Annotated in this window: 15 protein-coding genes; 12 read left to right on the top strand and 3 right to left on the bottom strand. The window is 69.5% G+C overall.

What is annotated here, in order from left to right:
* Positions 1–3 precede the first annotated feature (3 nt).
* Both NBE95_RS12880 and dld read right to left on the bottom strand, forming a co-directional pair.
* On the bottom strand, positions 4–1,770 hold the full coding sequence (locus NBE95_RS12880) for an L-lactate permease (protein ID WP_289895826.1): 1,767 nt from the start codon (positions 1,768–1,770) through the stop codon (positions 4–6).
* Entirely contained in the window at positions 1,758–3,557 is a 1,800-nt protein-coding gene (dld, locus tag NBE95_RS12875) for a D-lactate dehydrogenase (RefSeq protein ID WP_289895825.1), read from the bottom strand. Before dld ends, NBE95_RS12880 begins: the two co-directional genes overlap by 13 nt.
* Before the next feature lie 216 nt (positions 3,558–3,773).
* Between dld and NBE95_RS12870 the strand changes: the two genes are divergently transcribed.
* The 12 genes from NBE95_RS12870 (at position 3,774) to recN (ending at position 17,167) form a co-directional block, all read left to right on the top strand.
* On the top strand, positions 3,774–4,547 hold the full coding sequence (locus NBE95_RS12870; protein ID WP_289895824.1) for an FCD domain-containing protein: 774 nt from the start codon (positions 3,774–3,776) through the stop codon (positions 4,545–4,547).
* 61 nt (positions 4,548–4,608) lie between these two features.
* Positions 4,609–4,875, top strand: coding sequence for a hypothetical protein (locus NBE95_RS12865; protein WP_289895823.1), 267 nt, complete (start codon positions 4,609–4,611; stop codon positions 4,873–4,875).
* 114 nt (positions 4,876–4,989) lie between these two features.
* Positions 4,990–6,366 (top strand): GntP family permease, encoded by a 1,377-nt coding sequence (locus NBE95_RS12860; RefSeq protein ID WP_289895821.1) that lies wholly within the window; start codon positions 4,990–4,992, stop codon positions 6,364–6,366.
* A complete protein-coding gene (locus NBE95_RS12855) occupies positions 6,363–6,911 on the top strand; it encodes a gluconokinase (RefSeq protein ID WP_289895820.1) in 549 nt (182 codons plus the stop codon). The genes NBE95_RS12860 and NBE95_RS12855 overlap by 4 nt, the downstream gene beginning before the upstream one ends.
* A gap of 246 nt (positions 6,912–7,157) precedes the next feature.
* Positions 7,158–8,069 (top strand): UDP-N-acetylmuramate dehydrogenase, encoded by a 912-nt coding sequence (murB, locus tag NBE95_RS12850; protein WP_289895936.1) that lies wholly within the window; start codon positions 7,158–7,160, stop codon positions 8,067–8,069.
* 118 nt (positions 8,070–8,187) lie between these two features.
* Positions 8,188–9,111 carry a D-alanine--D-alanine ligase gene (locus tag NBE95_RS12845; RefSeq protein WP_289895819.1) on the top strand — a complete coding sequence of 308 codons (924 nt, stop codon included), beginning with the start codon at positions 8,188–8,190 and terminating at the stop codon, positions 9,109–9,111.
* A complete protein-coding gene (locus tag NBE95_RS12840) occupies positions 9,099–10,106 on the top strand; it encodes a cell division protein FtsQ/DivIB (RefSeq protein ID WP_289895818.1) in 1,008 nt (335 codons plus the stop codon). The genes NBE95_RS12845 and NBE95_RS12840 overlap by 13 nt, the downstream gene beginning before the upstream one ends.
* Positions 10,107–10,127: 21 nt before the next feature.
* Entirely contained in the window at positions 10,128–11,462 is a 1,335-nt protein-coding gene (ftsA, locus tag NBE95_RS12835; RefSeq protein WP_289895817.1) for a cell division protein FtsA, read from the top strand.
* Positions 11,463–11,680: 218 nt separating this feature from the next.
* The gene (gene ftsZ, locus NBE95_RS12830) at positions 11,681–13,339 is read left to right on the top strand and encodes a cell division protein FtsZ (protein ID WP_289895816.1); all 1,659 of its coding nucleotides are present in this window, start codon (positions 11,681–11,683) and stop codon (positions 13,337–13,339) included.
* A gap of 238 nt (positions 13,340–13,577) precedes the next feature.
* Positions 13,578–14,519: a UDP-3-O-acyl-N-acetylglucosamine deacetylase gene (lpxC, locus tag NBE95_RS12825; protein ID WP_289895815.1), complete on the top strand. Its 942-nt coding sequence runs from the start codon at positions 13,578–13,580 to the stop codon at positions 14,517–14,519.
* Between the two features lie 128 nt (positions 14,520–14,647).
* Positions 14,648–15,490, top strand: a complete 843-nt coding sequence (locus tag NBE95_RS12820) for an outer membrane protein assembly factor BamD (RefSeq protein WP_289895814.1) — start codon at positions 14,648–14,650, stop codon at positions 15,488–15,490.
* A 33-nt stretch (positions 15,491–15,523) separates the two neighbouring features.
* Positions 15,524–17,167, top strand: coding sequence for a DNA repair protein RecN (recN, locus tag NBE95_RS12815; RefSeq protein ID WP_289895813.1), 1,644 nt, complete (start codon positions 15,524–15,526; stop codon positions 17,165–17,167).
* On the opposite strand, the gene NBE95_RS12810 is transcribed toward recN, so the two are convergent.
* Positions 17,164–17,490 carry a hypothetical protein gene (locus NBE95_RS12810; RefSeq protein WP_289895812.1) on the bottom strand — a complete coding sequence of 109 codons (327 nt, stop codon included), beginning with the start codon at positions 17,488–17,490 and terminating at the stop codon, positions 17,164–17,166. The genes recN and NBE95_RS12810 overlap by 4 nt on opposite strands.
* Positions 17,491–17,545: the final 55 nt, after the last annotated feature.

Here is a 17,545-nt window from a genome sequence, read left to right as displayed (position 1 = left end):
CCCCTAGTTGGTCACGGCGGCCGGCACGGCGCCGCGGCTGCGCGACATGAAGAACAGCACGGCGGCGGCCCAGATCGCGGCGGCGACCCACCACATCGGGTTGCCGGTCAGCAGCGCGAAGCCGATCAGCCCGCCCTGCACCACATAATAGGCCATGGGGATCAGGGTCTGGCGGATGATCGCGCCTTCGCGGTCGGTCAGGCCGACGGTGGCCGAGGCGGCGACGACGTTATGCACGCAGATCATGTTGCCCGCCGCGCCCCCGATGGCCTGCAGCGCCACCACGGTGCCCGCGCCCGCCGCCCCGAGGCCGATCTGTTCGGCGGTCGAGAACTGGAACAGCGAGAACATCATGTTGCTTACCGTGTTCGAGCCGGCGACGAAGGCGCCCATGGCGCCGATCAGCGGCGCGAACATCGGCCAGGCATCGCCCACCACCGACGAGACGCCCTGCGCCAGCACGATGGGCATGCTGGCATGGCTGTCCGAGGCCGAGTTCAGGAACACCTGCACCATCGGCACCGCCAGCAGCAGCGCCGGCGCGGCGGCGATCATGGTGGTGCCCGAGGCCTTCAGCGCCCGGCCGTAATCGCGTCCCGACATGCCATGCAGCAGGAGGGTGAACAGCGAGGCCAGGATCAGGATCGTGCCCGGCAGGTAAAGCACCTGCACCGAGGCCTTGATGCCCGAGCCGAACAGGTCTTGGAAGGCCAGCGTCATCTCGGGCGAGGTGAGCCAGGCCTTGATCGGCGCGACCGAGCGGGTGATGACCAGCAGGGCGACCACGAAGACATAGGGCGCCCAGGCCTTGACCAGCGACATCACCGGCTTGTGGGCGTGGTGATCCTCCAGATCGTCCAGCTTGCCGACCCAATCCGCGTTCCAGTCGCGGCGCGGCGGGAAGTCGAAGCGGTCCTTGGGGATCAGGAAGCCGCGTTTCGCCGCCGGCACCACGATCAGCAGCCCGATGATCCCGCCCAGCAGCGAGGGGAATTCCGGCCCCAGCGTCGATGCGATGATGTAATAGGGCACCGTGAAGGCCAGCCCGGCGAACAGCGCGAATTTCCAGATGCGGAAGCCCTCGGCAAACGAGCGGTTGGCGCCGAAGAAGCGGGTCAGCATCCCGACCAGGATCAGCGGGATCAGGAAGCCGATCAGCCCGTGGATCATCGCGACCTTGGCGGCGATCTGCAGCAGGTAGTCGCCGAAGGCCATGGGCGCGATGGTGGCCTCGACGATCTGCTGGTCGGCCAGGCCGGTCTTGACCCCCACCAGGATCGGCGTGCCGACCGCCCCGAACGAGACCGGCGTGCTCTGGATGATCAGCGTGACCATGACCGCGGCCATGGCCGGGAAGCCGATGGCGACCAGCAGCGGCGCGGCGATGGCCGCCGGCGTGCCGAAGCCCGAGGCGCCCTCGATCAGCGAGCCGAAAAGCCAGGCGATGATGATCGCCTGCACCCGCCGGTCCGGCGAGATCGACGTGAAACCGGCCCGGATCGAGCGGATGCCGCCGCTTTCCTCCAGCGTGTAGAGCATCAGGATGGCGCCGAACACGATGTAAAGCAGGCTGAGGGCGGTGACGACGCCGTTCACCGTGGCGCCCAGAACCGTGTTCAGCTGCGTGCCCCAGATCAGCAGGGCGGTGGCGACGGTGACCAGATAGGCCACCAGCATCGAGAACTTGGCCGATTTCGCCAGCACCACCAGCAGCACGAAGACCGTGGCGATGGGCAGCAGGGCCAGGATGAATGTGATTAGTCCAGCCATCTTTCCTCCTCAGATGGGGCGGGCGGTTCCGCCGTTGCGGGTGCGCAGTCCTGCGCGGTCGTCTTGGATGGCGCGGCCTGGTGCCAATGCGCGCATTTCGAGGTCTGGCCGATGCCGGGGTTCAGGCTGTTGGTCGGGTCAAGCTGCCGATAGAAGCCCGCCAGCTCCGGCTTGGCGCGGTAAAGATGGCCGACATTGTGCTCGGCCGGGTATTCGGCGCCGCGTTGGTCCAGCAGCCGCCACATCTCATGTTCCACGGCAAGGCAATCGTGGCCTGCCTTCACCACGTAATCCTGATGGAAGACGTGGCAGAAGAAATGCCCATAATAGAGCTTTTTCGCGAGTTTCGCATCCAGATCGGGCGGCAGGCGCTCGACCCAGTCGCGGTCGTTGCGGCGCAGCGCGATGTCCAGCGCCACGATGTCCTGCACCGCGCCGGCATGGATGGCGCGATAGCGCACCGCGGCGCCGGCCACGGCGAAACGGTGCAGGAAGGCGGCCTTGCCCTCCTCGGGGGTGCATTCGAACATGTCGCCCCGCGCCGAGGGGAACAGCCCCGACAGATAGTCCCGCGCCTCGGCGATGCCGGCGCCGCCCATGCGCAGCAGCAGGTGGTGTTCGTAGCGGTCGCGGAAAGCGTTCATGCGCTTGGGCAGATGCTGGGGCATCAGCGCCGCGATCCCCTGCGCCAGCCGGTCCGACAGCGTGGCGCCCAGCCCCAGCCGCTCGGTCAGCGCATCCATGCGCGCCTTGGCGGCGAACAGGGCCGGCATGCGGTCGGTGCCGGCATGGCGGATGAACAGGAAGGTGTCCTTGCCGTATCGCGCCGCCACATCATAGGCTTCGCGGTGGATGTATTCGCCGGCGATGGGCAGGCTGCGGAAACGGCCCAGGATATGCCGGCGGATCTCGGTCAGTTCAGCCGGGTCGTTGCTGCCGATGTAGAAGACCGCCGTGTCCTTTTCGGCCGCGAAGGTGTCCAGCCGCACGGCGAAGACCGCCAGCTTGCCGGCGCAGCCCGAGGATTCGTGCAGCCGGCGCGGATCGGCGTTGAAGCGGGCGGGCGTCGCGGCCTCGATGTCGCGGACATGCTCGGCATAGTCGCGGTCCGAGGCCCAGGCGTCGGTGGGCGCGGGGGCGGGCAGGTCGCCCGCCTCGACCCGGGCCAGGATCTGCTCGGGCGTGTCGCCCAGATCAAGGCCCAGATGGTTGACCAGCGCCACCGAGCCGTCCGCGCGCACCTCGGCGTAAAGGCTCATCTCGGTATAGGCCGGGCCGCGCTGGATCAGCGCGCCGCCCGAATTGTTGCAGATGCCGCCCAGAACCGAGGCGCCGATGCAGCTCGAGCCGATCACCGAATGCGGCTCGCGGCCCAGCGGGCGCAGGCGCTTTTCCAGCGCGTCCAGCGTGGCGCCGGGCAGGCACAGCACCTGTTCGCCGGCGCCGAGCAGATGGATGCCGCGCAGGCGCATGACCGAGATCAGCACGATCTCGCGGTCGTAATCCTGGCCCCAGGGCGTCGAGCCGCCGGTCAGCCCGGTATTCGCCGCCTGCAGGATCACCGCCCGCCCCGAGACGACGGCGGCATTCAGCACCCGCCACAGCTCGACCAGCGTGCCGGGCCGGACCACCGCCGCGACCGGCCCCTCGCCATAGCGGAAACCGCGGGCATAACGGCGGGTGGCGCGGGGCGCGGTCAGCACCTGCGCCGCGCCGACGATCTGGCGCAGCCGGTCCAGCAATTGCCCACGGTCTGCGGCTGCCGCGGCCTCGCCGGGTTGCGTCATGGCTTTCCCCCCCTCGCGTCGCGCGGCCCGCTGCCGCGCATGGCGCGGCCCGAGCAGATCGCTTTACCTTCCCCTTTACTGTGGTAAAATAATTTGACCATTTGGGTCAAGCGGGAAATCCATTGCACCAGATCCGGCGGTTCAGCTATCTTCCAAGGCCGGATGCCGCAGGCTAAAGCCCTGAAATCCGGGCAGCCCCTCAAGGAGGAGTCGAGCATGGCCAGCGAAGTGAACAAGGGCGCCCCTGCCGCGGAAACCACCGCCCGGCATATCGAGGATCTGATTCTCGAAGGCTCGCTGCGCCCCGGCGACCCGCTGCTGCCCGAGCGCGAGATGGCGCTGCGCCTGAACGTCTCGCGGCCGACGCTGCGCCAGGGCATCCGCCTGCTCGAGGACAAGGGGCTGATCGTCGCCGATCCGGCCGGCGGGCGGCGGGTGGCGCCGCTGGCCACCTCGATCACCGATCCGCTGATCGAGCTGATGGCCTCGCGCGGCGAGGTGGTGGACGACTATCTGGAACTGCGCGGCACGCTCGAGGGCATGGCGGCGAGCCTGGCGGCGACGCGGGCCAATGACGTGGACCGCGCGACGCTGACCCGCTGCATGCAGCGCATCGCCCGGGCCCATGACGAGGCGGATTTCCGCGACGAGGCCGAGGCCGATGTCGACCTGCATGTCGCGGTCTACGAGGCCAGCCACAACGTCGTGCTGCTGCAGATCATGCGGGCGCTGTCGGGCATGCTGCGCAAGGGCGTGTTCCACAACCGCGAAAAGCTCTATGCCCGGCCCGAGGTGCGCGACGTGCTGCGCGCCCAGCACCGCGCCATCTACGATGCGATCATCGCCCGCGACCCCGAGGCGGCGGCCCGCGCCGCGCAGGATCACATGAGCTATACCCGGCGCGTCCGCGCCGAGATCATGGCCGCCGAGGCGCGGCTGGAAATCTCGCTGCGCCGCATCGAGGGCGGCAGCCTGACCAGCCGGAACTGAACGGCTTTGCCGGTTCCGGCATCTGTGCCATCATGATCCTGCAACCTCAGGGAGATGGCGCATGGACAGGATGGACAGGCTGGCCGCCCGCATCGACGGTCTCGAGGGGCGGCTGATCGCGCAGCGCCGCACGTTGGGCAGGCTTTTGGCGCTCTCGCCCGAAAGCGTCCGGGCCGAGCTGCTGGAATGGCTGGAAAACCGCGAGGTGATGCTGGACGGCCAAGAGGATCCCGGCGCGCTTTCCGGTCCCGAGGCGGCATTGGAACTGGCGCTTTCGGACGAGATGCGGCTGCTGCACGAGCATCTATCCGCCGCGGCGCGGCGCTAGCGCTTTCAAGCGGCGCCCGTTAACGCTAACACGGCCGGACCGCCGCGAATCCGCGCAGGACCGCGGCCGAAAACCGGGGCTGACCCGACGACCATTTCGCTAGGAGGAGCTTTCATGAACCCTGTCGAGCCCGTCCACAGCACGCCGGTGCTTCTGCTCATCGCCGCGGCGGCGGTGCTGGTGCTGCTGGTGTTCATCATGCGGTTCCGGCTGCATGCCTTCGTCTCGCTGGTGCTGGTCAGCCTGCTGACCGCGATCGTCGCCGGCATTCCCATCGGCGAGGTGATCCCGACGCAGCTGCAGGGCTTCGGCGCGACGCTGGCCACGGTGGCGCTGCTGGTCGGATTCGGCGCCATGATCGGCCGGCTGCTGGAGATCACCGGCGGCGCGCAGGTGCTGGCCGACCGGCTGATCGGCCAGTTCGGCGCCGACCGCGCGCCCTTCGCGCTGGGCGTGGCCTCGCTGCTGTTCGGCTTCCCGATCTTCTTCGATGCCGGGCTGGTGGTGATGCTGCCGATCATATTCAGCGTCGCCTATCGCTTCGGCGGCTCGGTGCTGCTTTACGCGCTGCCGGCCGCCGGCGCCTTCGCGGTCATGCACGCCTTCCTGCCGCCGCATCCGGGGCCGGTGGCGGCCGGCGACCTGCTGGGCGCCGATATCGGCCTGCTGGTGCTGGTCGGCCTGGCGGTGGCGCTGCCGACCTGGTTCCTGGGCAGCTATCTGTTCGGCCTCTGGGCCGGCAAGCGCTTCGTGCTGCCGGTGCCGGAACTGCTGGGCGCCACCGAGGCCGGGCAGCATGACCGCCTGCCGCCGACCTTCGGCACCGTGATGCTGGTGCTGCTGCTGCCGCTGGTGCTGATCTTCCTCAACACCGGGCTCAGCACCCTGGTCACCATGGGCGCCGTCGCCGGCGACGCTTTCTGGGTGACGCTGCTGCGGCTGATCGGCCAGACCCCGGTGGCGCTGCTGATCACCGTGATCGTCGCCATGGTCCTGCTGGGCCGCGGCCGCTCGGCGGTCGAGATCGAGAAGCTGATGGACAGCGCCCTCGGCCCGATCTGCGCCATCATCCTGGTGACCGGCGCCGGCGGCATGTTCGGCGGCGTGCTGCGCGCCAGCGGCATCGGCGAGGCGCTGGCCGGCAGCCTCGACGCCATCGGCATGCCGCTGATCGTCGCGGCCTTCGTGATCTCGATGGCGCTGCGGGTGGCGCAGGGCTCGGCCACGGTGGCGCTGACCACCACCGCCGGGCTGATCGCGCCCACGGTGGCGGCGACCACCGGGCTTTCGGAATTCGACCGCTGCTTCCTGGTGGTGGCCATCGCCGGCGGCGCCACGGTGCTGAGCCATTTCAACGATTCCGGCTTCTGGCTGGTCGGCCGCTTCCTGCAGATGGACGAGAAGACCACGCTGAAGACCTGGACGGTGATGGAGACGCTGCTCGGCGGCATCGGCTTCGGCTTCGCCCTGATCGGCTGGTGGCTGCTGTGAGCGCGGCCCTGCAGCACATCGTCGTCATGGGCGTGTCCGGCAGCGGGAAAAGCACCACCGGCGGCGCCCTGGCCAAGCGGCTGGGCTGGCCCTTCATCGAGGGCGACAGCTTCCACCCCGCCGCCAATGTCGCCAAGATGCGGGCCGGCACGCCGCTGACCGATGCCGACCGCGAGCCGTGGCTGCACGCGCTCGCCGCCGAGATCGGCCGCAACCAGGCGCGCGGGCAATGCTCGGTCATCGGCTGCTCGGCGCTCAAGCGGGCCTATCGCGACATCCTGCGCCGCGGGGCGCCGTGGGTGCGTTTCCTGCATGTGCACGGCGCGCGCCGGATCCTCGAGGATCGCCTTGCCCATCGCGAGGGGCATTTCTTCCCCGCGAGGCTGCTCGATTCCCAGCTCGCCACCCTGGAGATGCTGGCCGAGGACGAGGACGGCGCCCTGGTCGACATGGCGCTGCCGGTCGAGAAGCAGGTGGATGCGGCGCTGCGCCTGCTGTCGGGGCCGGGACAATGCATCGGACCGGCGCATCGGCCGGTGCCCTGAATGGTTGCCGGGCGGCGGATGACCATGCCGCGGCGCGCCTGATCCCGACGCGCGCGCGCGCCCCGCGGGTTTTCCGGTGCACGGCCTGTGTACGCGCGGTGTACGCAGGCCGGACGCGGATCACGGCCGGATCCCCGGCGATTGCTGGGGAAAATCCGCGCCGCCGCGCTTTGCGGCATCCGCCCGGCAACGCACGCCCGATTGACGGCGCGCGCAACGCTGATTAACCACCGCGCCATGACCCGGATGCTTCCCGCGCCGCGCGGCGCCCTGACCCCGAACCGGCCCCTGGCCGAGCTGACCTGGCTGCGCGTCGGCGGCCCGGCGGACTGGCTGTTCCAGCCCGCCGACGAACAGGATCTGGCCGAATTCCTCGCCGCGCTCGACCCTGCGGTGCCGGTCTTCCCGATGGGCGTCGGCTCGAACCTGATCGTGCGGGACGGCGGCATCCGCGGCGTGGTGATCCGCCTGGGTCGCGGCTTCAACGGCATTGAAATCGCAGGGGAAACCGTCACGGCCGGCGCCGCGGCGCTGGACGCCCATGTCGCCCGCAAGGCGGCCGAGGCCGGGCGCGACCTGACCTTCCTGCGCACCATTCCCGGCAGCATCGGCGGCGCCGTGCGCATGAATGCCGGCTGCTACGGCAGCTATGTCGCAGACCACCTGCTCTCGGTCCGCATCGTCACCCGCCGGGGCGAGATCGCCGAGTTGCCGGCCGCCGACCTGCGCCTGGCCTATCGCCATTCCGAGATCCCCGAGGGCGCCGTGGTCATTCAGGCGACATTCCGGGCCTCTGCCGGGGAACCCGCTGAACTCGTTGCGAAAATGGACGACCAGCTTGCCCGGCGCGATGCCAGCCAGCCGACCCGCGACCGCTCGGCCGGCTCGACCTTCCGCAACCCGGCCGGCTATTCCTCGACCGGACGCGCCGATGACAGCCACGCGCTGAAGGCCTGGAGCCTGATCGACGCCGCCGGCCTGCGCGGCCACCGGCTGGGCGGGGCGCAAATGTCTGAAAAACATCCGAACTTCCTGCTCAACGCCGATGGCGCCACCGCCGCCGAGCTCGAGGCGCTGGGCGAGCTGGTGCGCGCACGGGTGCGGCAATCCAGCGGCCATGACCTGCAATGGGAAGTCATCCGCATCGGTGAGCCGTAACCCGCCGTTATCCCCGGAAATCTTGCCCAAGACGCGAAAAGGGACTTTTGCGATTCCGCCTTAGCCGCTATCCTGCCGTAATAAATTCCCGGATCAACCGGGGCATGAGGCAGAAAAATTGGCGGGCAGGTCGAGCAGGACAGCCCCGAAAGTCGTGGTCCTGAAGGGTGGGCCCTCGGCCGAACGCGAGGTTTCCCTCTCGTCCGGGCGGGAATGCGCGAACGCGCTGCGGCAGGCGGGCTATGAAGTCGTCGAATTGGATGCGGGCAGGGATCTGCCCGCGCGTCTGGCCGAGCAGGCGCCGGACGTGGTCTTCAACGCGCTGCATGGCCGTTGGGGCGAGGACGGCTGCGTCCAGGGCCTGATGGAATGGCTGGGCATCCGCTATACCCATTCCGGCGTGCTGGCCTCGGCGCTCGCCATGGACAAGTCGCGGGCGAAACAGGCGTTTCGCGAGGCGGGCATCCCCGTCGTCGAAAGCGTCATCGCCGATGCCGAGGAGGTGCGCACCCGCCACGTCCTGCCGCCGCCCTATGTCGTCAAGCCGAATGACGAAGGCTCCTCGGTGGGCGTCTACATCGTCCACGAGGCCGCGAACGCCCCGCCGCAGCTTTCCGACGCCATGCCGGCGCGGGTCATGGTCGAGACCTATGCCCCGGGCCGCGAGCTGACCGTGGCGGTGCTGGGCGACCGCGCGCTCGGCGTGACCGAGATCGTGACCGAGGGCTGGTATGACTATGACGCGAAATACAAGCCCGGCGGCTCGCGCCACGTCCTCCCGGCCGAGATCCCCGGCGACATCGCCGCGGCCTGCCGCGACCTGGCCGTGCGCGCGCATCAGGCGCTGGGGTGCCGGGGCCTGACACGCAGCGATTTCCGCTGGGACGATGCGCGCGGCCTGGACGGGCTGGTGATCCTGGAAGTGAACACCCAGCCCGGCATGACGCCCACCTCGCTGGCGCCCGAACAGGCGGCGCATGTCGGCATGGATTTCCCGGCGCTCTGCCGCTGGATCGTCGAGGAGGCGCTATGCCGGGCCTGAACCCCTTCCAGCGCGGGCAGGGCGACGGCGGCCGGCCGGCGCCGGTGCGTCATGTGCCTTCGCGTCCCGCGCCGCAGCCGCAGCGCCCGGTGCGCAAGGATCCGGCGCCCTCGCGCCTGGCCTATCGGCTGAACCGGATGATGCTGCGGCCGCTGGTGCGGCGGCTGGTGCATGTCGGCCTGCCGGCCTTTCTGGCGGCGCTGGTGGCCGGGATCTGGCTGTCGGACGACACCCGCCGCGCCAACCTGACCGGCGGCATCGACGCCATCGTGGACCGCATCCAGCACCGCGAGGCCTTCATGGTCAAGATGATGACCATCGAGGGCGCCTCGCCGGTGGTCGACAAGGGGCTGCGCGCCATGCTGCCGGTCGACCTGCCGGCCTCGAGCTTCGAGATCGACCTGGAAAAGCTGCGCGAGCGGGTGCTCAAGCTCGACGCGGTCGAGGCGGTGGACCTGCGCATCAAGCCCGGCGGCATCCTGTCGGCCGTGGTGACCGAGCGGGTGCCGGCGGTGCTGTGGCGCCATGCGCGCGGCGTCGAGATCCTGGACAAGACCGGGCATCGCGTCGCCTCGGTCACCGCGCGCGACATCCGCGGCGACCTGCCGATCATCTCGGGCGAGGGCGCGGCCCGCGCCGCCGCCGAGGCGCTGGCGCTGATCGACGCGGCCGGGCCGATCCTGCCGCGCCTGCGCGGGCTGGAACGCATGGGCGAGCGGCGCTGGGACGTGGTGCTGGATCGCGGCCAGCGCATCAAGCTGCCCGAGACCGGCGCGCTGCAGGCGCTGGAACGGGCCATTGCGCTGGACCACGGCCAGCACATGCTGGAACGCGACATCACCGTCGTCGACCTGCGCAAGCAGCAGCGGCCGGTGGTGCGGCTGGGGCTGGAGGCGCAGAACGCCATCCGCCGCGCCCGCGGCCAGCCCGAGCTTGGCGCGGATAGCCAGCCCGTCGCGGCCAAGGCGGCGAACGGCAAGAAGAAAAGCGGCTGACAGTCTGGAGGGGCAGGAAAGATGAAGGATCTGTACGAGGGCCAGCGGGCGATGCGCAACATGCGCCGCCAGGCCATGCAGCGCGGCGTCATCGCGGTTCTGGACATCGGCACCTCGAAGATCGCCTGCCTCGTGCTGCAATTCGACGGTCCCAGCCAGTTCCGCGAGACGGACGGAGTCGGTCCGATGGCCGGCCAGTCGAATTTCCGCGTCATCGGCACCGCCACCACCCGCTCGCGCGGGATGCGCCACGGCGAGATCGAGACCATGGCCGAGACCGAACGCGCCATCCGCACCGTGATCCAGTCGGCGCAGAAGGTCGCGGGCGTCCGCGTCGATCACGTCATCGCCTGCGTCTCGGGCGCGCGCCCGTCCAGCTATGGACTGGCCGGCGAGATCGTGCTGCCCGCCGGCAAGGTGGGCGAGGGCGACGTGGCCCGTGTTCTGGCCTCGTGCGAGGTGCCGGATTTCGGCCGCGGGCGCGAGGTGCTGCACGCCCAGCCGGTGAACTTCGCCCTGGACGGCCGCTCGGGACTGTCGGACCCGCGCGACCAGTCCGGCAGCCGGCTGGCCTGCGACATGCATGTGCTGACCATCGACGGCGACGCCGCCGGCAACCTGGTGCATTGCATCCGGCGCTGCGACATGGAACTGGCGGGGGTGGCCTCGGCCTCCTATGCCTCGGGCCTTGCCGCGCTGGTCGAGGACGAGCAGGAACTGGGCGCCGCCTGCATCGACCTGGGCGGCGGCACGACCGGCGTATCGGTCTTCATCAAGAAGCACATGATCTTCGCCGATGCGGTCCGTGTCGGGGGTGAGCTGATCACCCAGGACATCGCCAAGGGCCTGCGCGTCAGCCATGCCGTGGCCGAGCGGCTGAAAACCCTGCATGGCGGGCTGGAGGCCACCGGCCGCGACGACCGCGAGATGATCGAGCTTGGGGGCGAGACCGGCGACTGGGACACCGACCGCCGGGCCGTCAGCCGTGCCGACCTGATCGGCATCATGCGCCCGCGGGTCGAGGAGATCCTGGAAAACGTCGCCGGCATCCTCGATGCGGCGGGGTTCGATTCGATGCCCTCGCGCCAGATCGTGCTGACCGGCGGCGGCAGCCAGATCCCGGGGCTGGACGCGCTGGCCTCGCGCATGCTGGGGCAGAACGTGCGCATCGGCCGGCCGCTGCGCATCCAGGGCCTGCCGCATAACGCGACGGCGCCCGGCTTCTCCTCGGCCATCGGGCTGGCCCTGCTGACCGCGCATCCGCAGGACGAATGGTGGGATTTCGACATGCCCGCCGAACATTATCCGGCGCGCAGCCTGCGTCGGGCCTATCGCTGGTTCCGCAACAACTGGTAGACAGGCGGAACCCGGATGCGGTGGTGTGGGCCGGGGTTCACACCAGATGCTGGAGAATGGGCAAGATACCGCCGAAATCATATCGGCCAACCGCCATATTTGGTGGTTTGACCGTGTTTTTCGGGTGACGCTGGGGCCGAATCTGGCTAGGCTGGCCAGCACACGGGGATTCGACCGGACTGCGCACATGTCCGGCGCAAACATGAGGCAGGCGAGACATGGAACGGCAGATCCACCTGATGCTGAACGATGACCAGGAACTGAAGCCGCGCATCACCGTCTTCGGCGTCGGTGGTGCAGGTGGCAACGCGGTCAACAACATGATCGACAAGCAGCTGGAGGGCGTCGAGTTCGTCGTGGCGAACACCGATGCCCAGGCGCTGCAATCCTCCAAGGCCGACAGCCGCATCCAGATCGGCCCCAAGGTGACCGAAGGGCTGGGCGCCGGCGCCAAGCCCTCGATCGGCGCCAAGGCCGCCGAGGAAACCATCGAGGACATCGTCGACCACCTGATGGGCGCGCATATGTGCTTCATCACCGCCGGCATGGGCGGCGGCACCGGCACCGGCGCCGCGCCGATCATCGCCCAGGCCGCCCGTGAAATGGGCATCCTGACCGTCGGCGTGGTGACGAAGCCGTTCCAGTTCGAGGGCACCAAGCGCATGCGCCAGGCCGAGGAGGGCGTCGAGGCCCTGCAGAAGGTCGTGGACACGCTGATCATCATTCCGAACCAGAACCTGTTCCGGCTGGCCAACGAAAAGACCACCTTCACCGAAGCCTTCGCCATGGCCGACGACGTGCTCTATCAGGGCGTCAAGGGTGTCACCGACCTGATGGTGCGCCCGGGCCTGATCAACCTCGACTTCGCCGACGTGCGCGCGGTGATGGACGAGATGGGCAAGGCGATGATGGGCACCGGCGAAGCCTCGGGCGAGAACCGCGCCGTGCAGGCCGCCGAGAAGGCCATCGCCAACCCGCTGCTGGACGAGATCAGCCTGAACGGCGCCCGGGGCGTGCTGATCAACATCACCGGCGGCTACGACCTGACCCTGTTCGAGATGGACGAGGCGGCCGAAAAGATCCGCGAGAAAGTCGATGCCGATGCGAACATCATCGTCGGCTCGACCATGGACCCGTCGATGGAAGGCACGATCCGCGTTTCGGTCGTGGCGACCGGCATCGACGCCTCGGCGGCCGAGATCCCGGCGCCGCGCCGCGGCATGAAAGAGCCGCTGACCCAGAACCCGCCCGTCACCCAGAAAGCGGTCGAGGACGATCTGCCGGTGCCGCCGCGTCGCGTGGCCCCGGCCGCCGAGACCGCCCCGCAGCCGGTCGCCGCGCCCCAGCCCATGGCCGCGCCGCGCGTGCAGCCCTCGGCCCCCGCCGCGCGCTACGAGGAAGAGGACATGCCGCGTCCGGCCTACCAGCCCGACCCGCGCCAGCCTTCCGCTCCGGGCCGCGATCCGCTGAACGGCGATGCCGGCGGCTTTGTCGCGCCCAGCCGCGCGCAGCAGGCTCCGGCCGGCACGCCTTCGGACGCGGTGATGCAGCGCCTTGCCGCCGCCGTGCAGAAGGCGCCCGAGCGGCAGGCCGCCGCCCAGGGCCGCGCGGCCCAGCCGCAGCAGCAGCAGGCCGCCGCCGATCCGGCACGCCCGCATGGCCGCATGGGCGGTCTCAGCCGCATGCTCGAGCGCATCTCCGGTCATGGCGAGCAGGCCGAGAAGCCCGCGCCCTCGACCATCGCCGAACGGGTGAGCGAGCGCGTCGCGGCCCGCAACCGCACGGGCTTCGATGCCGGTTTCGACGATCTGGCCAGCCCGGACCGGGCCGGCGACAATGTCGAAATCCCCGCCTTCCTGCGCCGCCAGGCGAATTGAGGCGTTCACATTATTTCAGCCCGAAATCGGAAAGGACCGCCCCAGGCGGTCCTTTTTTCCTTATGAAATCATTGACCTGCGTGCCGTGCCCCCGGGGTCGGTGCCGCGCTGCGGCGATTGTTTCACCCCGTCACAAAACGTTAATTGAGCAACCGGCGCCGCATGCCTAACTGAAGTTCACCCGGCGGGAATCCCCCGCTGCGGATAACGATAGTCACCAGATTCGGCAGGCAAGACCATGCAAACCACCATCGCTCAGAAAGCCCAGTTCCGCGGCGTCGGGCTGCATTCGGGTGCGGCCGTGCGTCTGACGATTCTGCCGGCTCCGGCCGATCACGGCATCGTCTTCCTGCGCACCGATCTGGGCCGCGCCCGGATTCCGGCGCGCTGGGACCATGTCACCCCCTCGCAGCTCTGCACGCTTCTGGACAACGGCCTGGGCGCGACCGTCTCGACGGTCGAGCATGTGATGGCGGCGCTGTCGGGCACCGGCATCAACAATGCCGTGGTCGAGGTGAACGGGCCGGAAGTGCCGATCCTGGACGGCTCCTCGGCGCCCTTCGTGCAGGGCATCCTCGAGGCCGGGTTGCGCCAGCAGCCCGATGCGCCCCTGCGCGCCATCCGCGTGCTGCGCGAAGTCGAGGTGCAGCAGGGCGAGGCCTTCGCCCGCCTGTCGCCCGCCGACCGCCTGGAGATCCATTTCGACATCGACTTCGCGGATGCGGCGATCGGCCATCAGGAAAAGCGCCTCGACATGGCCAATGGCAGCTTCGTGCACGAGTTGATGGACAGCCGCACCTTCTGCCGCCAGGCCGATGTGGTGAAGATGCAGCAGAACGGCCTGGCGCTTGGCGGCACCTATCTGAACGCCGTGGTCATCGACGGCGACAAGGTGCTGTCGCCCGGCGGGCTGCGCCACCGCGACGAGGCGGTGCGCCACAAGATGCTGGACGCGGTGGGCGACCTGGCGCTGGCCGGGGCGCCGCTGCTGGCGCGCTATACCGGCCACCGCGCCGGCCACGCCATGACCAACCGGCTGTTGCGGGCGCTGTTCGCCCAACCCGAGGCTTGGGAATGGGTGACGCTGACCCCGGCGATGGAAAGCCGCCTGCCTGGCGCCGGGGTGCTGGCGGCGGCCGCGCATCTTGTTCCCCATACCCGGCAACTGGCCGTCGCCTGACGGTGACGGCCGCCTTGCCGATTTGCGGTTTTGGCATTTTGCGCAGGCAGATTTTCTGTGCTAGGACGACCGGGCCGCGTGGGCCTTCCGCTCGTGCGGCGGCATGAATTTCTGACGGGCAGGGTGGAATGACAGGCATCAGATCGGGTTCCTTGGTCGCGGCTGTGCTGTCGGTCGGCCTTCTGGCAGGATGCGGCGGCGGGGCGGGCAATCAGCCCGAATCATTCGAGAATTTCACCGCCGAACAGATCTACAAGCGCGGCGAATACGAGCTCGAGAATTCGCGCAAGCCCAAGGACGCGGTGAAGTATTTCTCCGAGGTCGAGCGGCTTTATCCCTATTCCGATTGGGCCAAGCGGGCGCTGATCATGCAGGCCTATTCCTATCATCGCGCCCGCGACTACGAAGAGGCGCGGGGCGCCGCGCAGCGCTTCATCGACACCTATCCGGGTGACGAGGATGCGGCCTATGCGAAATACCTGCTGGCGCTGTCCTATTACGACCAGATCGACGAGGTCGGCCGCGATCAGGGCCTGACCTTCCAGGCCCTGCAGGCGCTGCGCGAGGTGATCGAGCAGTATCCCGATACGGAATATGCCCGCTCGGCGATCCTGAAATTCGACCTGGCCTTCGACCATCTGGCGGCGAAAGAGATGGAGATCGGCCGCTACTACCTCAAGCGCGGCCATTACCCCGCGGCCATCAACCGCTTCCGCGTCGTGGTCGAGGAATATCAGACCACCACCCACACGCCCGAGGCGCTGATGCGGCTGGTCGAGGCCTATCTGGCGCTTGGCCTGAACGATCAGGCGCAGACGGCGGGCGCGATCCTGGGCCACAACTTCCAGTCCTCGCCCTTCTACGAGGATGCCTATGCGCAATTGCGCGGCCATGGCCTGAAGCCCGAGGCGCGCGGCGACAGCTGGCTGACGCGGGTCTACCGTCAGGTCATCCAGGGCAAATGGCTGTGAGGCGGCGCTGAAGCGCGCCCTGCAGGTGGGGTCATGCTGCGTTCCCTAGACATCCGCGACATGCTGCTGATCGACCGGCTGGAGCTGGAGTTCCAGCCGGGCCTGAACGTGCTGACTGGCGAGACGGGGGCGGGGAAATCGATTCTGCTCGACTGCCTTGGCTTCGTGCTGGGCTGGCGTGGCCGTGCCGATCTGGTGCGGGCCGGCGCCGGCCAGGGCGAGGTGACGGCGGTCTTCGACCTGCCGCCCGGCCATCCTGCCCGCACCCTGCTGGACGAGGCCGGTTTTCCGGTTTCGGACGAGCTGATCATCCGTCGCGTCAATGCCGGCGACGGCCGCAAGACCGGCTGGATCAACGACCGCCGCGCCTCGGGCGAGGCGCTGCGGACGCTTTCGGAATTGCTGGTCGAGCTGCATGGCCAGCATGACGACCGCGGGCTGCTGAATCCGCGCGGCCACCGGCTGCTGCTCGACGCCTTCGCCGGGGTGGATCTGGGGCCGACCCGTGCCGCCTGGGCCGCCCGGCGCGAGGCGCGCGCCGCGCAGGCCGCGGCCGAGGCGGCGCTGGCAGCGGCCAAGGGCGAGGAGGAATTCCTGCGCCATGCCGTGGCCGAACTGGACAAGCTCGACCCGCAGCCCGGCGAGGAAGCCGAACTCGACACCCGCCGCCGCGCCATGCAAGGCGCCGAGCGCATCCGCGCGGACGTGGCGCGGGCCGCGCAGGCCTTGGGGGCGGAGGGCGCCGAGGGCGCGATGCTCGATGCCGTGCGCTGGCTCGACGGCGCTGCCGAACGGGCGGAAGGCCGGCTGGAAGCCCCGGCTGCGGCGCTGCAGCGGGCGTTGATCGAGCTGGGCGAGGCGGTTTCGGGCGTCGAGGCGGCGCTGGAGGCGATGGATTTCGACCCGCGCGACCTGGAGGCGGCCGAGGAGCGGCTGTTCGCTTTGCGTGCGCTGGCGCGCAAGCATGACGTGCTGGCCGACGATCTCGCGGGGCTGGCCGATGAGTTGCGGCTGCGGCTGTCCCGAATCGATGCGGGCGAAGGAAACCTGGCGCGGCTGCGCGAGGCCGTGGCGGCGGCCGATGCTGCCTATGACGCCGCGGCAGCGGCCCTGTCGGACCGGCGCGTCACGGCCGCCCAGCGGCTTGATGCCGCGATGGCGGCCGAACTCGCGCCGCTGAAGATGGAGCGCGCGGTGTTCGAGACCCGGCTCTCCGGGGCCGATCCCGGCCCGGAGGGCTGCGACGGCGTGGCTTTCACCGTCGCCACCAATCCGGGCGCGCCGGCGGGGCCCTTGGACCGCATCGCCTCGGGTGGCGAGCTGTCGCGCTTCCTGCTGGCGCTGAAGGTTTGCCTGGCACGCGGCAACGACGCGCTGGTGCTGATCTTCGACGAGATCGACCGTGGCGTCGGCGGCGCCACCGCCGATGCGGTCGGCCGGCGTCTGGCCCGGCTCGCCGAGGGGGCGCAGGTGCTGGTCGTCACCCACAGCCCGCAGGTCGCGGCGCTTGGCGGCCATCATTTCCGGGTGGCGAAATCGGTCGAGGGCGGCATGACCACGTCGCGCGTCGCCGCCCTGACTGCCAGCCAGCGCATCGAGGAAATCGCCCGCATGCTCTCGGGCGAGGAGATCACCCCCGCCGCCAAGGCGGCGGCGCGGGCGCTGCTGCAAGGCTAGTCCATGATCCGGTCCACCTGCCGGATAATGGACAGGATCTGTGCGTTTTCGGGATTATAGCGGATCAGCTTGCCGTCCACGATGCCATAAAGGCTGCCCGCGGGCGGCAGGCTCATGCCATAAAGCCCCGGCCGGGTGACCTGGTGCAGCCGCGCCTTGTCCAGCCGGTCGCCGACCCGCGGCGGGGCCGGCTGGCTGGCCGCCTGCGCTGCCGGTTCCGCAAGCGTGTCGACCGCCCGCCCCACCTGTTCGGCCAGCGCGACCGAGGTGAGGATGACGGCCATGCCGGCCGCGACGAACAGGTGCTGGCGATTGCGAAACATGGCTGTCAGCCTGGCACAGGGAACTTGATCGAAGGCTCAACGCCGCAAGCCCCCG

Origin of the sequence: Paracoccus sp. TOH (assembly GCF_030388245.1) — a bacterium.
GTDB lineage: Bacteria > Pseudomonadota > Alphaproteobacteria > Rhodobacterales > Rhodobacteraceae > Paracoccus > Paracoccus simplex.
This window is presented reverse-complemented; position numbering and strand designations above follow the sequence as displayed.

Bases quoted from the DNA above. Each gene is read 5' to 3' on its own strand.
- NBE95_RS12880 (WP_289895826.1), bottom strand. From the start codon at position 1,770: ATGGCTGGACTAATCACATTCATCCTGGCCCTGCTGCCCATCGCCACG.
- dld (WP_289895825.1), bottom strand. From the start codon at position 3,557: ATGACGCAACCCGGCGAGGCCGCGGCAGCCGCAGACCGTGGGCAATTG.
- NBE95_RS12870 (WP_289895824.1), top strand. From the start codon at position 3,774: ATGGCCAGCGAAGTGAACAAGGGCGCCCCTGCCGCGGAAACCACCGCC.
- NBE95_RS12865 (WP_289895823.1), top strand. From the start codon at position 4,609: ATGGACAGGATGGACAGGCTGGCCGCCCGCATCGACGGTCTCGAGGGG.
- NBE95_RS12860 (WP_289895821.1), top strand. From the start codon at position 4,990: ATGAACCCTGTCGAGCCCGTCCACAGCACGCCGGTGCTTCTGCTCATC.
- murB (WP_289895936.1), top strand. From the start codon at position 7,158: ATGCTTCCCGCGCCGCGCGGCGCCCTGACCCCGAACCGGCCCCTGGCC.
- NBE95_RS12840 (WP_289895818.1), top strand. From the start codon at position 9,099: ATGCCGGGCCTGAACCCCTTCCAGCGCGGGCAGGGCGACGGCGGCCGG.
- ftsA (WP_289895817.1), top strand. From the start codon at position 10,128: ATGAAGGATCTGTACGAGGGCCAGCGGGCGATGCGCAACATGCGCCGC.
- ftsZ (WP_289895816.1), top strand. From the start codon at position 11,681: ATGGAACGGCAGATCCACCTGATGCTGAACGATGACCAGGAACTGAAG.
- lpxC (WP_289895815.1), top strand. From the start codon at position 13,578: ATGCAAACCACCATCGCTCAGAAAGCCCAGTTCCGCGGCGTCGGGCTG.
- NBE95_RS12820 (WP_289895814.1), top strand. From the start codon at position 14,648: ATGACAGGCATCAGATCGGGTTCCTTGGTCGCGGCTGTGCTGTCGGTC.
- recN (WP_289895813.1), top strand. From the start codon at position 15,524: ATGCTGCGTTCCCTAGACATCCGCGACATGCTGCTGATCGACCGGCTG.
- NBE95_RS12810 (WP_289895812.1), bottom strand. From the start codon at position 17,490: ATGTTTCGCAATCGCCAGCACCTGTTCGTCGCGGCCGGCATGGCCGTC.